Raw genomic sequence first — 15,295 nt, forward strand, 5'->3', positions numbered from 1 at the left:
AATCTACTAGATTCTTTGAACTGCTACTTCTGTGTTACATATCAACAAAGAATTGTTTATACCATACTAAGAACACATAAGCTGTCCAAATATAGCGACCACGATTAGCTTTGCCTTCATAATGTTCATCTAAATAACCCACTAGTTGCTTCGTATCGAAAAATTCATTGGCAAAGTCCGTTGTAAACATGTCCTTGACCATATTGTAATACTTTTCTTCACGCAGCCAGTGACGAATTGGTACAGGGAAGCCAAGCTTCGGACGCTTTGCCCACTCTTCTGGTAATTCCTGATGTGCCGCTTGACGAAGAACATATTTCGTATCAATATCATTGACACGATATCTTGATGGAATATTTTTTGCTAGCTCCATTACTTCTTTGTCTAAAAATGGTACACGTAATTCGATAGAGTGCGCCATACTCATTTTATCTGCCTTTAATAAAATATCTCCAGGCATCCATAAATTCAAATCTAAATACTGCATTTTTGTAACATCATCATCACCAGGTACTTCATCATAAATACGTTTCGTAATTGTTTGTACAGAAGGACCGTTTTTATAAGCTGGTTTTAAGACGTTTAATGCGTCATCCTCATCCCATACAACCGCTTCACCAATAAAGCGTTCCTCTACGGTTTGACCACCTTTTACAAGGAAATGTGTATATTGGTTTTTCGGAAGCGCCTCTGCAATGCCACGCAATGCTTTACGCAGACCAAATGGCACCTTTTCGTATTTTTGCATTCTGCCAGAGTTTTGGTACCACGAATAGCCTCCAAAAATCTCATCCGCACCTTCACCAGAAAGTACAACTGTTACATCCTTTGCCGCTAGCTCCGATAGGAAGTAAAGCGGTACAGAAGATGGGTTTGACTGTGGCTCATCCATATGCCATTGAATTTTCGGTAAAGCTTCAAAACACTCATCTGCTGTAATATATTTACGCTCGTTTTGAATATTTAATGTATCCGATAAATCCTTTGCTAAGTTTGTCTCATTGAACATATCTTCATAGTCCGAAAAACCAACAGAGAATGATTTATCAGGACGTAGCAATGATGTAATATAACTAGAATCAATACCGCCAGACAGGAAAGAACCAACCTTTACATCACTAATTTGGTGGGCATCTACTGACTCTTTTACTGTTGAACGAATATCTTCCACATATTTTTCAATCGGCGCTTCTTTCGCATGGAATTTTTTATCCCAATATTGCACAATTTGTTTTTGTCCATTTTTAATGACCATATAGTGCGCTGGTGGTAATTTAAATACACCTTTAAAGAATGTTTCGTCCATTGAAGAATATTGGAACGTTAAATAAGGACGTAATGCATTTTTGTTTAATTCTTTAATGAATGCTGGATGAGGCAAGAAAGATTTAATTTCCGAACCAAAAATAAATGTTCCATCCGTCGTGTTTTCAGTGTAGTACAGTGGCTTAATACCAAAGCCATCACGCGCGATAAATTGTAAATCATTCTTTTTATCCCAAATACAGAATGCGAACATACCGCGAAGCTGTTTGACAAATTCTACACCATACTGCAGATAACCGAAGATTAACACTTCACTATCCGATTTCGTTTTAAATGTATGACCCTTTTCTTGTAGGTCCTTACGCAACTCTTGGAAATTATATATCTCCCCATTGAAAACAAGCACAATGTTGCCATCTGGGCTATAAAGAGGTTGATTTGCCACGTCTGATAAGTCAATAATGCTTAAACGACGGAAACCTAACGTTACTTTATCGTCACTATGAATACCACCACTATCTGGTCCACGGTGAATAATTGTATTCATCATATTTTCAATTGTTTGGTGATGATCAATCACATTTGTTCCATTAATATAGCCAATAAATCCGCACATCTATTTTTCACCTCATAATTTAGTGCATAACCTCTATCATCATAGCACGAAAAGCCATTCATTTCATGCTGTCATTATAGATAAAAAATTATAAAGCACTTTATTATAATTTTCAATGTAAAGTAGCCGCCCTCTATATAGACTTCATGTATAATAGGAAAAGTTCCTAATAATGAAAAGAAAGTGAGTTCACATATATGTATGATGTAATCGTTATCGGTGGTGGCCCCTCTGGATTAATGGCCGCCATCGCAGCTGGAGAACGAAAAAAGAAAGTTTTACTTCTCGAAAAAGGGACAAAGCTTGGGAAAAAGCTCGCGATTTCTGGTGGTGGTCGCTGTAACGTAACAAACAGACTACCTGTTGAAGAAATTGTTAAACATATTCCTGGCAACGGTCGTTTTTTATATAGCCCCTTTACTGTTTATAACAATGAGGACATTATTGCCTTTTTCGAAGGGCTAGGTGTCGCATTAAAAGAAGAAGACCATGGTCGTATGTTCCCTATGTCCAACCGTGCGCAAGATGTAGTCGATGCATTGATTCGTCAATTGCAACGACTACATGTTGAAGTACGGTTACATACACCCGTTAACAAGTTATTGATGGATGATGAAAAGATTCTTGGTGTGCGCTTAGAAGATGGGACAGAAGTACGCTGTAAGGCTGTTATTGTAGCAGTTGGAGGCAAGGCAGTGCCACAAACAGGTTCAACAGGCGATGGCTACCCTTGGGCCGAACGTGCTGGACATAATGTGACAACACTCTTTCCAACAGAAGTGCCCGTTTTATCAAAAGAGGAGTTTATTCAAACGAGAGAGCTACAAGGATTAGCATTACGAGATGTCGCGGTATCCGTTCTCAATAAAAAAGGTAAGCCACTAATAACACATCAAATGGACATGCTCTTTACGCATTTCGGATTAAGCGGCCCTGCTGTATTACGCTGTAGTCAGTTTGTCGTCAAGGAGTTAATGAAAACGGGTTATGAACCTGTCACAATGCGTATCCAAACGCTTGTAGATTTCAATGAGGAAACATGTCTTCAATATTTAAATAAGCTTATAAAAGAAGAACCGAAAAAAGCAGTGAAAAATGTTTGGAAAGGCGTCGCACCAGAACGCTGGCTGCTATTTTTATGTAACCGTGCAAATATTGATGTTCAAATGACTGGCATTGAATTATCTCAAGAAAAAATTCGCGCGCTAGCACATTTACTAGTGAATTTCACAATGACGGTTAGCGGTACACAATCGCTCGACAAAGCATTCGTTACAGGTGGAGGCGTTTCTGTGAAAGAAATCGAACCAAAAACGATGGCGTCTAAGAAAAAGGCAGGTTTATTTTTCTGCGGAGAAATATTAGATATTCATGGCTACACAGGCGGCTATAATATTACGTCTGCGCTTGTGACAGGACGAATTGCAGGAATGAACGCTGACTTGTAATCACTCGATTCCATTTAGCAAGGACTAAGAGTCGAAATATAAGCTAAAAAACAGTAGTAAAAGCACCGCCGCAGCAAACATAGCCGTATAACAAAAAAGTGTTCGATTGATGGGATTTTCCTCTATGAAGAGGAATGAAACCTTAGCAGTTCATTCTTTTGCAGTAAATAAAAATGAGAAGTTTACACTAGTTGATGGTAGCGAAGGCGGTGACTCCTGCGGGACAGCACAGAACGTAAGACGAGGGCATTCCGCGTGTTAGCGAGGGTTGCGGCTTACTGTGCTGAGCGGAAAGCACCGCCAAAGCGGACAACAACGAAAAAGTGTTCGATTGATAGCAGTCAATCGAACACTTTTTGCATTTTTGTCCCTACTTTTTTAACTTTCGCTAGACAAATAAACCTCTTCATACGGTTGGATAATGACAAACCCTTCGCCAGAGAAAGCCATTTGAATCGATTCACCACTGCCACGTCCAATAAACGTACGGAAGCTAATATCTGTTTTAAATTCAGGTGTTAAATTGCCTGACCATGCAACTGTAGCATGAGGATCCGTATAAACTGTTTCACCAGGCTTTACCAACAACGTCAACGGCTCGAAATGCGTTGTAATGGCTACTTTACCGCTTCCTTGCAGCGTTACATTAAACAGCCCTCCAGACATAATACCAGCCATTTTACGCATTAATTGAATGTCCCAATTAATACTTGGTTCAAATGCCAGCAAGTCATTACCGTTGACACAAATACTTTCATCCTTCAAATCAAAAATAGTCACCTTTTTCCCCTGATCCGCTAAATAGAGACGCCCTTTTCCTTTTGCTTTCATAAGTTGCGTTCCTTCGCCTGTTAATGCTTTTTTAAACATTTTTGAAAGGCCATGTTCTAAAACACGTTCCCGCTCAAACTTAATGTCGCCTATGTATGAAATCATAGCCCCCATTTTTGACCAGACTTCACCATCTAAATTAACCTCTAATACACGCTCTGTTTCTAACTCGAAATATTCGTTCTCATAATCATCTTGTTGCGTTGTCTTAATGAATTCATTTAATGAATACTTTCCCATAGCGTCCGCCTCCTTTATACCCTTATATACGTTAATTGCCATGAAAAGATTCACCATTCTTTGTCACAGTCAATCACTACAGACATATAGCCCTTCATATACTATTATTTTGATTATTTTTATAGTAAATTGCTGTCACCTATAAATAGAATAACGTTGCAAAATTTCTCTTTTAGTAGCAAAATCACTTTATTTACCATAATCTTATTGACATCAAACATGAGCTGTTATATGTTAGACGAAGATTAATCAAGTGTTGTATAACAATCGCTACAAATAAAAAACCGCATTAGCGTCATATGCGAAATGACACTAATACGGCTATACTTTTCAAGTGCGAATTGAAAGTAAAAATTATCGTGTAGCGGAGACGTCTCCAACCTTTTGCTCTGCTGTTTTTAATGCTGTTTGTTTACGCACATCTGCACGTAGCGTTAATGAAATAATTAATGAAATAGCAATTAAACCTGCAAATACATAGAATACAGGAATGTAACTATCATAAGCATTTTTAATAGCGCTCACTAGAAGTGGACCAAAAACGCCACCTAAAGACCATGTTGTTAGTAAATAACCGTGGATAACACCAAGTTGCTTCGTACCAAATAGGTCACTTGCGAATGCAGGTAGGTTTGAGAAACCGCCACCATAACAACTAACTACTAAGAAAATAAGTGCTTGGAAAATAATAACGTTTGTCGTATGTGGCAATACGATAAATGTAATAAGTTGTGCTGTAAAGAATATTACAAAGACGTTTGATCGACCAATATAATCCGACACAGCAGCCCAAATTAAGCGACCGCCACCATTGAATAACCCCATAACGCCTACCATTGCTGCAGCTCCTGCAACTGATAAACCTACAATTTCCTGTGCCATCGGTGATGCGACAGAAATCATCATAATACCCGCAGTTACATTGACTAAATGCATTGACCATAACATCCAGAAATGCTTTGTTTTCACAGCTTCACGAGCTGACATTACTGCTAAATCTTTTTTCACTACATCCTTGCCTTTTTCTGCTGCCGCTTTCATATTCGCAGGCATAAAACCTGGTTTTGGCGGCGCTATATAAGAAGCCCCTAAAATCATTAACGTGAAGTAACTTGCCCCTAAAATAAAGTAAGTTGTAGAAATTCCAACTGCTTCCATTAAGTTTGCTGCTACCGGTGCAGTAATTAATGCTCCCGATCCAAATCCTAGTACAGCCATACCTGTAGCTAAACCACGACGGTCTGGGAACCATTTTACTAATGTAGAGACAGGTGCGATATAACCAATCCCCATACCTAAACCACTAAGTAAGCCGTAAGTTAACCAGTATAATGTGACAGAATCCATAGAGATTGCAACACCTGCACCAGCTTGTCCTGCTCCAAACAGTACTGCTGCTACCATGGCCGATTTACGTGGACCCATTTTTTCTACTAAACTACCAAATAACGCTGCTGAAAAACCAGCAAGCCCCATCATAATTGTAAAGGCTATCGTAACCTTTGTTTCACTCCATCCCATTTCTGTGACAATCGGCAGCTTGTATACACTGTATGCATAGGCTCCACCAATGGAAAGGTGAATAGCGATTGCAGATAATGCAATTAACCATCTATTTTTATTCATAAATTCTCATTTCTCCCCTCTTTTGCTACCTGTGAAGATTCTATGAACGTCCATGTAAAACAATTTACCACTTATAATTATTCGAATGCAAGATGTTTTTCTAAAAAATATTATTTCTCCAAAAAGTTTTCGACTAGTCAATACATATCAACAACATCAAAATCCTTACAGCCTCTAAGCAAAAAGGCGTTTATCAAACGATATCACCAACATATTTTAGCTATTATTATTTTTCTACCGTACTTATTCACACTAAATAAATTATTTTGAAATAGTTAAATTTGTGCATATTTTCACATATTAAGCCATGTATTCTCCTAGGCTGCCACTAGATACAAAACCTATCGAAATAAAGGGTAAGAAAATACAAATAATTGATAGGCAGAAATATTAAGAACAAAAGAGAATTTTAAAAACTTATCGAAGCAAATTTTCTTTGCGCAAAAGAAATCAAGTTATCACAACATATGTAAATCCAACCAGTAAGCATTTAAAATGTAAATTAATTTACACAAACGATATGTATAACGTACTTTACAAGTTAAAATGCCTATTATTTTTTATTATTCAAATATAAATTTTTTGATTTACCGAAAACACTCAACGAATATTAGAACAACAAAACCTTCATAGCACTTCCCACTTTTTATATTTTTTTCTTTAAAAAACGTATAAGTTCATTGTTATAGTACACCATTGAAATGAATACGTTAAAGCGGTAATTGTATTACAACAAGCTATTCTTTTATGTTACTTTATTATAGAATGATAGTCCTAGTTCATTGTTAGAAAAATAGGGTTTGCTAATCTACATAATCCATGCGCTTGCTGATCGAAATCTTATACCACAGAGGTGATGAAATGATAAAGGGCTGCCATTTCAGCATTCCTTTTACATACTTATGAAGAACATATCGTTGCGACTAAAAATGTTTATCTTTTCGTTCATAATTGTTATTTTTTCTATCACGACGAGTGGTGCAATTATGATTCATAATCTTGCTGGTGCTTTGGAAAAAGAATTCGGTGCCCGTGCAATAGCTATTGCACGAACCGTTTCACAGCTGACAGAGGTCCAAAAACATGTAGGCACAAAAGAAGGTTTTGAAGTGATTCAACCCATTGCTGAACGCATCCGATTAACAACGGATGTTGATTACATTGTTATCATTGATATGAAACGTATTCGTTACTCCCATCCATCTGAAAGTAAACTTGGTACAGTTTTTGAAGGTGGCGATGAAATAGAAGCTTTTTCACAGCATGAGTACATATCAAAGGCACACGGTGTGCTTGGCTATTCCATACGAGCATTTGTACCAATTATGAATGAGGAAGGTACCAAACAGGTTGGCGTTATTACCGTTGGGCTGCTGGCACCAAAATGGTATAACCTTTTAGACCAATATCAATTTGATATTTTAGTCTCTCTTTTTTGGGGACTCGTTATTGGTTTAGGTGGATCTGTATGGGTAGCTAACCATTTAAAACGCCAAACATTTAATTTAGAACCTTATGAAATTGCTCGGCTAGTAGAAGAACGCTCAGGTATTATTCAAGCGATGGATATTGGTATTTTGGCGACTGATGAAAGCGGGAATGTAACATTTATTAACCGATTAGCGAGGCAATATACGCATTTCTTCGGGCATAAAGTTTCCAGAAAATCATTATTTAAAAACACTTGGCTGGCAGAGGATACCATTCAACAGCACGAAGTCTATCGACCACTGTTAATGTTCGATCAAATGTATTTAGTTCGAACATTTCCGATTCGGATTATGGAGCAAAATGCGGGATATCTCATCATGTTAACCGACCGTAAAGAAGCAAATATGCTTGCCGAAGAATTAACGGGTATTAAAATGCTTGTCGATTCCTTGCGAGCACAGCAACACGAATATATGAACCGTCTCCATAGTATTGCAGGGCTTATTCAATTGGAACGAAATGACGATGCATTAAGCCTCATTATCGATGAAATTACAGATGAAGAGGAAATCATTCAAAGCTTGCATGATAAATTTCAAGATTATTCAATTCAAGGCTTATTGCTTGGCAAATACTCACGTGCTAAGGAACTAGGAGTGGAACTAACAATTGATGAAGATTCGAACCTTGTGGATTTTATGAGTGGTTTATCGTGTGGTGACATTATCACCATTATCGGCAACTTACTGGACAATGCAATGGAAGCATGCTTCGAATGTCCGCATAAAGATGTTCACTTAACCATCATTGGGGATAAGCATTTTTTAATTATCGAAGTGCAGGACAGTGGTAAAGGAATTGAAGGCGTACCACAGCGTATTTTTGATTACGGATTTAGTACGAAACAAAAAGATGGACACGGTATTGGTCTTGCACTAGTCAAACAAATTGTCGAATCCAATAAGGGAACAATTCAAGTAGAATCCACTGTTCATATTGGTACAACAATTACAATTAATATAGGGGTGATGGACGAACAATGAGCAAACTCACAGTTTTTATCGTAGAAGACGATCCAATGGTGCTTGAGGTTAACAAAGGGTTTTTAAATAAAATGACTGGTTTTCAGCTTATCGGAGAGGCTGTCAACGGACGTGATGCCTACGACAAAATCATTATTCAAAAACCTAATCTCATTTTACTTGATATGTTCTTACCAGATATGACCGGAATGGAATTGTTTTTAAAAATTCGAGCGCAGCGTATTCCATCCGATATTATTATGATTACAGCCGCTCGTGATGCACCTACTGTACAAGAGTCTCTTCGACTCGGTGCAATCGATTATCTTATAAAGCCATTTCGTTTTGATCGCTTCGAAAAAGCTTTACAACAATATCGAAACGCTACAAAAAGTTTACTAAGCACCACTACAATTAACCAAGAGGATATTGATCAGTGGTTAGGCATCCAGCACGAAATGCTTGAACTTCCTAAAGGCTTGAACAACATTACGATGGACCAAATTTTAGGCTATTTGACAACACTTCAAGCACCTATTACTTCTGAACAGCTTGCACAAAATGTTGGCATGGCGCGAGTAACTGTCCGCAAGTACCTAGACTTTTTAGCAACAAAAGGTACAGTGCAAATCGAATTAAAATACGGAACTGTTGGACGACCTACAAAATACTATTCCATTAAATAATGACATCCTGCGCCGTCTATCCACGTTTCTGATTACTAATAGCAATATATAAGAATCTGCTCGCTTTTTGTGGGTAAGCAACAAGCCATAGCAATCTCCACGTTATCTTCAGGATTTTGCTTTGCTATCGTTTTCCCATGCAAGGCGTGCAGATTCTTTTCTTTTGAGAGGCTTCTATAACATTAAAGCAGTTAAAATCACTTACCTATTCATAAAAAAATAAGTACGTCCTCTGTTTTGTAACAGTTTATTAAAATAATAAATTGTTATATACCATAAATACCAAAATGTTCATTAATACCATAATATTGAGTATTTCAAAATATACAATACAATAAAAAGCGTTCACATCTTCAATAGATTAGAGGTGAATTTATATGTGGCGCAATCGTATTCACAAACAATTTGTGAGCGTTCTCATTTTACTGACAGTGCTGTTAATTTCTTGTCAACAACAAGATTACCCTACAGACAATGAGCAATTAAGTCATGAAGAACAAATTGTTATTCGCTTTTCACATGTAGTTGGTGAAAACACACCAAAGGGAATGGCAGCAGTAAAGTTTGCCGAGCTCATTAAACAACGAAGTAATGGTCATGTAGAAATTCAGGTCTTTCCAAATGGTGTTCTTTATAAAGATGGTGAAGAAATGAATGCGCTTTTACGTGGAGATATTCAAATGATCGCACCAGCCATTTCAAAAATTACAACACTCGTTCCCGAATGGTCAGTGATGGACTTACCCTATGCATTTAAAAATGCGGAAGAAGTACATGCATACATTGATAGTGAAGTGGGTCAATCATTAATGAAGAAATTAAATGATCATAATCTGTTTTCAATGGGTGTTTGGGATAGTGGATTCAAACAATTGAGTAATAGTATCCGCCCTATCCAAGATGTCTCTGACTTAAAGGACTTACGCATGCGCATCATGCCAAGCGATATTTTAGCAGAGCAATTTTTAAGTGTTGGTGCCTATCCAAAACGCATAGATTTCAACACGGTCTTTCATCAACTACAAAAAGGCAATGTAGATGGACAGGAAAATACATTAACAAATATTACAAGTAAAAATCTTCATTCCTTACAAGACTACTTAACTATTAGTAATCATGGTTATTTAGGTTATTTGCTACTGATGAACAATGAGTTTTGGCAATCCTTACCGAAGGATGTTCAAACATTGCTTATTGAAACACTTGCTGAGGTACAAGAATGGGAATGGCAACTGGCAGAAAATCTCACAACAGAACGTTTGCAAGAAATGGAAGCTTGTAGTTGTATCAATATTCATTACTTTACAGATGAAGATATTCAGCAATGGGAATCTGCATTTGAACCAGTATATAAGTATTACGCAAATAACTATAGCAAGAAATATATACTTGCACTGCCAAAAAACCAATCACGTCATTAACTTGGGTTTAAAGGGGATCCTTTCAACTATAATCAAAACTTTAAGGGGGATTTGACATGAAAAAATGGCTTCTTATGTCACTGATGGCTGTGCTTGTACTAGCATTAGCCGCGTGTGGAGGCGACAAAAAAGAAAAAGCTTCTGCTCCAGCAGCTGAAGGTGATGGTGGTTATACAAAAGACAAACCGCTCATTATTAAATTTTCTCACGTTACATCAATTGACAGTGTTAAAGGAAAAGCTGCCGATGCTTTTGCAAAATTAGTTGAGGAGAAAACTGACGGTAAAGTGAAAGTTGAAGTTTATCCTTCTTCTCAATTATATGGCGATAATGATGAACTGGATGCATTAGTATCTGGAAACGTACATATGATTGCTCCTTCTGTTACAAAAATGGTGAAAATTGACCCTCGTTGGCAATACGTGGACATGCCTTACCTTTTTGAAAATGAAGAGCATGTTCGTAAATTCTTTGATTCTGACGTAGCAAAAACAATTCTTGAATCCGATCAATTAGCGGCAAATGATATTAAAGGTTTAGTATTTTGGGAAAATGGCTTTAAACATTTTTCAAATAACAAACACCCACTTGTAAATGTAGAAGATTTTAAAGGATTAAAATTCCGTGCACAAGCTGGTAAAGTTCTTGAAGCACAATTTAAAGCATTAAAAGCTGGCTCTGCTACGATTTCATTCGGTGAAACATACGCTGCTCTGCAACAAGGAACTGTCGATGGACAAGAAAATACGTTCAACAACTTCGATACACAAAAATACCAAGAAGTTCAAAAGTACTTCTCTGTATCTGAACACGGTCGTCTTGATTACGCTATCTTTGTAAACAAACCTTTCTGGGATAATATTCCAAGCGATTTATTAAAAGCGATTGAAGATTCTTTAGATGAGGCTACAACGTTAGCTTGGGATTTAGCTGCTGAAGAAAACGCAAAATCGTATGAAAACATTAAGAACTCTGGCATTGAAGTGATTGAATTAACAGTCGCTCAAAAAGAGGCTATCAAAGCTGAACTTGAGCCCGTTTACGAAGAGTTTGGCAAAGCGATTACTGAAGATTTAATTAATGGTATTCGTGATTTAAAATAAGTGCTTCAAATTGAGTGTCGATGACTTATCGACACTCACTCTTTTTCTTCAAGTAAATCGCTTACAATATTTTGAAAATTGATAGAAAGAATGAATCCTTGTTCTACTTTATAAATCGGAAAATACTATCATCATATTTTAAGGAGGTATCCGCATGAAATTTTTACATAAACTATGGGGTTATTTAGAGGAAATCCTTGCTGGATTCTTTTTCGTAACCGGAATTGCACTGATCTTCTACGGTGTAATGATGCGTTATATTTTTAACGAACCTCAAGCTTGGGTAGAAGAATTAGCGCGCTACGCAATTATTTGGGGTACATTTCTTGGTTTTGGTTTAGCACTTCGTCACAATCAACACATCCAAGTAGATATTTTATACGATAAATTAAAACCATCCAATAAACGAATTTTAGATTTAGTGGCAACATGCTTAAGCATCGTCTTTTGTTTGATTTATACGTACTATGGATTTATTTTAGTTGAAAACCGTTATACATCCGGTATGGTTTCACTAGATATTGGCATTCCTATGTGGGTAGTCTACTTAGTACTGCCGATTTCAGGTGTATTATTTTTACTACGATTTGTAGAAAGATTAGTCAATATTTTAAGAGGAAAGGACGAAGAATATGCTAATCCTCTTACTTAGTTTCTTTATTTTATTATTTTTACGTGTACCTGTCGCAGTGAGCTTAGCGCTTTCAACGATTTTAGTGTTCTTCCAAATTGATTTTAATATGAATATGATTCCACAGCGTATTTTCACAGCTCTCGATTCATTCCCGATGATGGCTATTCCGGGATTCGTTCTTGCTGGCGTACTGATGGCACGTGGGGGCATTTCTAAGTATTTAATAGAAGCATTACGCGCTTGGATTGGACATCTCCCTGGCGGTCTCGCAGTCGTAACCATTGTTGCCTGTGCGATATTTGCAGCGATTTCAGGTTCTTCCCCTGCTACTGCTGCTGCTATCGGTTCCATTATGATTCCTGCCATGATTTCAGCTGGCTATAAAAAGCGTTACTCTATGGGTCTTGTAGCAGCCGGTGGTACGCTAGGCATCTTAATTCCTCCAAGTGTTCCTTTAATCATTTATGGGATAACTTCCGAGCAATCTATCGGTGAATTATTTATGGCTGGGGTTATTCCAGGTCTTGCGTTAACTGGTATTTTAATCGTTGCTGCTATCTTCTATGCAAAACGCAATGGGTTTAAAGGCGATGAGCCGGCATCTTGGGAAGAACGCTGGCGTAAATCATTGAAAGCCATTTGGGGTGGCTTCTTACCGTTTTTAATTTTAGGAACGATTTATTCTGGTGTTGTCACACCTACTGAATCGGCTGTGATTGCAGTATTTTACGGATTGGTCGTGTCACTATTTATCTACCGTGAAATGAAGTTAAAAGACTTCCGCGAAGTATTAGTTGAGTCTATTAATATTACAGCGATGATTTTCTTAATTATCGGTGCTGCGTCTTTATTCGGTTTATATTTAACGAACGCACAAGTTCCTCAACAAGTTGGTGCTTGGATTGCGGAAAGTGACTTGAACAAATGGATTTTCATGATTATCGTCAATATTTTATTCTTTATCATGGGGATGTTCTTAGAAGCAGTATCCATTATACTCATAACGCTACCAATCTTGCTACCAATCCTTGTTCATTTTGATATCAACCTTATTCACTTTGCGATTATTATGACAATCAATATGGAGCTTGGTATGATTACACCTCCTGTCGGTCTAAATCTCTTTGTAGTAAGTGGTATTGCAAAGGAAAAACTCGGAGAAGTAGTTAAAGGCGTTATTCCTTTTATTATTTTAATGATTGTGTTCTTAGCACTCGTTATCATTCTTCCACAAATATCACTTTGGCTACCAGAACAAATGAAATAACGTGCCAGGCACCCAAACGATTCTGAATTTTCGAATTTGTTTCGGTGCCTGACACTTAAAAAATCCAAATAAGGAAAGCGATAAATATAATAGAGGTATAAGTTGTAGTTGTTAATGCTACGTAATGTCTTTTTTCATGTCTGCCAAAATAATATTCGATTGCTAAATTAGGTAACAATATAACTAAAATAAGCACAAAGTCAGCAGCAATAAATATAATCCATGATTTTAAGTTAAATATACATAGAACAATAACATTGATGAACTTATTAAGATATACGACTTTCTTATGATTGTCATTTACATACTTCGGCTCTTTTGGAATATGGAATTTCCAGCGAACGGCTCTCTCCGCTACCCAAGCCCCTAGCCAAATGAAACCAATCCATACGAGAAAGACCAAAAAGTTAAAGTCCAATTTCTTAAAATTAAAGTCTGTAAATGCGGATATAGCCTCCCTATCATTGACCTCATAAAATTTATTGGTTTTTATATCGAGAAAGGCAAATTTGTCATCACTTTTAAACATCTGGAGCTTTACCACTTGCCCATTACTAAATTCTATCCATAAATTATTAATTAAGTAATACTCCTCTGATTTTTGGCTTACCACTGCCTTTTGAAGCATGTTCTCAAACAGCTTTGTCTCAGTCCCTTTTACGTACTCTTGTTGCCCTATTACCCAACCTGTTCTCCCCGCTTTAAATGAATCTTCATACCAATTTTGTGCAATTGACAATTGCTGTATTTCTTCATTTTGCGCTAGTTCAACAATTGAGGCATGCTGTACATATTCCATTTGCTGCCATGGCCCACTCGCAATCAAAAAAAGTAGCGTCACCATTATCCCTACAATTATTGCAGGATATTGCCATTTGCTATTTTGTTTGTACTGTTGTTGTGCGGCTTGGTGCACAATGCGCTCCTTTAATCCTTTTGTAAAACGTGGTGTTTCGCCTATTTCCTCATTCAGCTTCTTTTTAAAAGATGTCATCGCCTAGCACCTCCCAATCGCTTCGTTCGAGTTTGTTTTGTAACAGTTGTCTCGCTCTACGCAACCTCGTTTTCACTGTATTTTCTGTACTACCTAGTACATCTGCAATTTCACGTACTTTTAATTCCTGATAATAATAAAGAATCAATACTTCCCGATAAGTAATAGGTAACTCAAATAATGCCGCTTGCAATGTAACTCGTTCCGCCGCTTTAATGACATCGCTTTCTGGAGTTCTTTTACTAATACCAAAATGAAATTTACTAAGTAATTGATGGCGTTTATTTTTCCAGCTTCTTAAATAATCATGACTTTTATGTACTGTAATTTTTACTAAATAAGTTTTAAGCGAAGCTCTTTGTTCAAAGCGATGCTGTTGCAAATAGTAGGCCAGAAATACATCCTGTACGATTTCTTCTGCAATCGACCAGTCTCGTACATATAAATAGGCCACACGAAGGCAATACTCGCCGTGCTCTTCCATAATGGCTGTTAAATGCTCACTCACTAGAGCCCCTCCTTTATTCATTCATCCTATAGTCGTAAAATTTTTAAAGTTGGTTTCACTTTAACAAAAAAGTGCCCCTGTTTTGGACACTTTTTTCGTAGCATCGTTTTAAAACTTTAGAATCGTCCCTATTTCTAACATTTTAATTTGCTTAGAGCTGTTTTCTATTTCGTCCATAACTGACGTTAACTTATAAACATTG

The 15,295-nt window shown here is 37.1% G+C and carries 12 protein-coding genes; 7 read left to right on the forward strand and 5 right to left on the reverse strand.

Annotation, left to right across the window (positions count from 1 at the left end; translation table 11 throughout):
• Positions 1-34 precede the first annotated feature (34 nt).
• The gene (gene asnB / locus MHH88_RS16865; RefSeq protein WP_069513853.1) at positions 35-1,882 is read right to left on the reverse strand and encodes an asparagine synthase (glutamine-hydrolyzing); all 1,848 of its coding nucleotides are present in this window, start codon (positions 1,880-1,882) and stop codon (positions 35-37) included.
• A 197-nt stretch (positions 1,883-2,079) separates the two neighbouring features.
• Here asnB and MHH88_RS16870 point away from each other — a divergent pair, with 197 nt between their 5' ends.
• The gene (locus MHH88_RS16870; protein ID WP_339259563.1) at positions 2,080-3,330 is read left to right on the forward strand and encodes an NAD(P)/FAD-dependent oxidoreductase; all 1,251 of its coding nucleotides are present in this window, start codon (positions 2,080-2,082) and stop codon (positions 3,328-3,330) included.
• Between the two features lie 378 nt (positions 3,331-3,708).
• Here MHH88_RS16870 and MHH88_RS16875 read toward each other — a convergent pair whose 3' ends face one another.
• Both MHH88_RS16875 and MHH88_RS16880 read right to left on the reverse strand, forming a co-directional pair.
• A complete protein-coding gene (locus MHH88_RS16875; protein WP_069513859.1) occupies positions 3,709-4,401 on the reverse strand; it encodes an AIM24 family protein in 693 nt (230 codons plus the stop codon).
• A 354-nt stretch (positions 4,402-4,755) separates the two neighbouring features.
• Positions 4,756-6,027 (reverse strand): OFA family MFS transporter, encoded by a 1,272-nt coding sequence (locus MHH88_RS16880; protein WP_024363732.1) that lies wholly within the window; start codon positions 6,025-6,027, stop codon positions 4,756-4,758.
• A gap of 902 nt (positions 6,028-6,929) precedes the next feature.
• Here MHH88_RS16880 and MHH88_RS16885 point away from each other — a divergent pair.
• The 6 genes from MHH88_RS16885 (at position 6,930) to MHH88_RS16910 (ending at position 13,591) form a co-directional block, all read left to right on the forward strand.
• Complete coding sequence (locus MHH88_RS16885) at positions 6,930-8,501, forward strand: sensor histidine kinase (RefSeq protein ID WP_069513862.1); 1,572 nt, start codon at positions 6,930-6,932, stop codon at positions 8,499-8,501.
• Entirely contained in the window at positions 8,498-9,166 is a 669-nt protein-coding gene (locus MHH88_RS16890) for a response regulator (protein ID WP_339259566.1), read from the forward strand. Before MHH88_RS16885 ends, MHH88_RS16890 begins: the two co-directional genes overlap by 4 nt.
• Positions 9,167-9,543: 377 nt before the next feature.
• Positions 9,544-10,587, forward strand: coding sequence for a DctP family TRAP transporter solute-binding subunit (locus MHH88_RS16895; protein WP_339259568.1), 1,044 nt, complete (start codon positions 9,544-9,546; stop codon positions 10,585-10,587).
• 56 nt (positions 10,588-10,643) lie between these two features.
• A complete protein-coding gene (locus tag MHH88_RS16900; protein ID WP_339259570.1) occupies positions 10,644-11,690 on the forward strand; it encodes a DctP family TRAP transporter solute-binding subunit in 1,047 nt (348 codons plus the stop codon).
• A gap of 154 nt (positions 11,691-11,844) precedes the next feature.
• Positions 11,845-12,342, forward strand: coding sequence for a TRAP transporter small permease (locus MHH88_RS16905; protein ID WP_103976063.1), 498 nt, complete (start codon positions 11,845-11,847; stop codon positions 12,340-12,342).
• The gene (locus MHH88_RS16910; protein WP_069513873.1) at positions 12,323-13,591 is read left to right on the forward strand and encodes a TRAP transporter large permease subunit; all 1,269 of its coding nucleotides are present in this window, start codon (positions 12,323-12,325) and stop codon (positions 13,589-13,591) included. Before MHH88_RS16905 ends, MHH88_RS16910 begins: the two co-directional genes overlap by 20 nt.
• A 55-nt stretch (positions 13,592-13,646) precedes the next feature.
• On the opposite strand, the gene MHH88_RS16915 is transcribed toward MHH88_RS16910, so the two are convergent.
• Both MHH88_RS16915 and MHH88_RS16920 read right to left on the reverse strand, forming a co-directional pair.
• Complete coding sequence (locus tag MHH88_RS16915; protein WP_339259573.1) at positions 13,647-14,585, reverse strand: hypothetical protein; 939 nt, start codon at positions 14,583-14,585, stop codon at positions 13,647-13,649.
• The gene (locus tag MHH88_RS16920; protein WP_024363713.1) at positions 14,572-15,093 is read right to left on the reverse strand and encodes a sigma-70 family RNA polymerase sigma factor; all 522 of its coding nucleotides are present in this window, start codon (positions 15,091-15,093) and stop codon (positions 14,572-14,574) included. The genes MHH88_RS16915 and MHH88_RS16920 overlap by 14 nt, the downstream gene beginning before the upstream one ends.
• Positions 15,094-15,295: the final 202 nt, after the last annotated feature.

It is taken from the genome of Lysinibacillus sp. FSL K6-3209 (assembly GCF_037976175.1).
In the GTDB taxonomy this organism is placed as follows: Bacteria; Bacillota; Bacilli; order Bacillales_A; family Planococcaceae; genus Lysinibacillus; species Lysinibacillus sphaericus_D.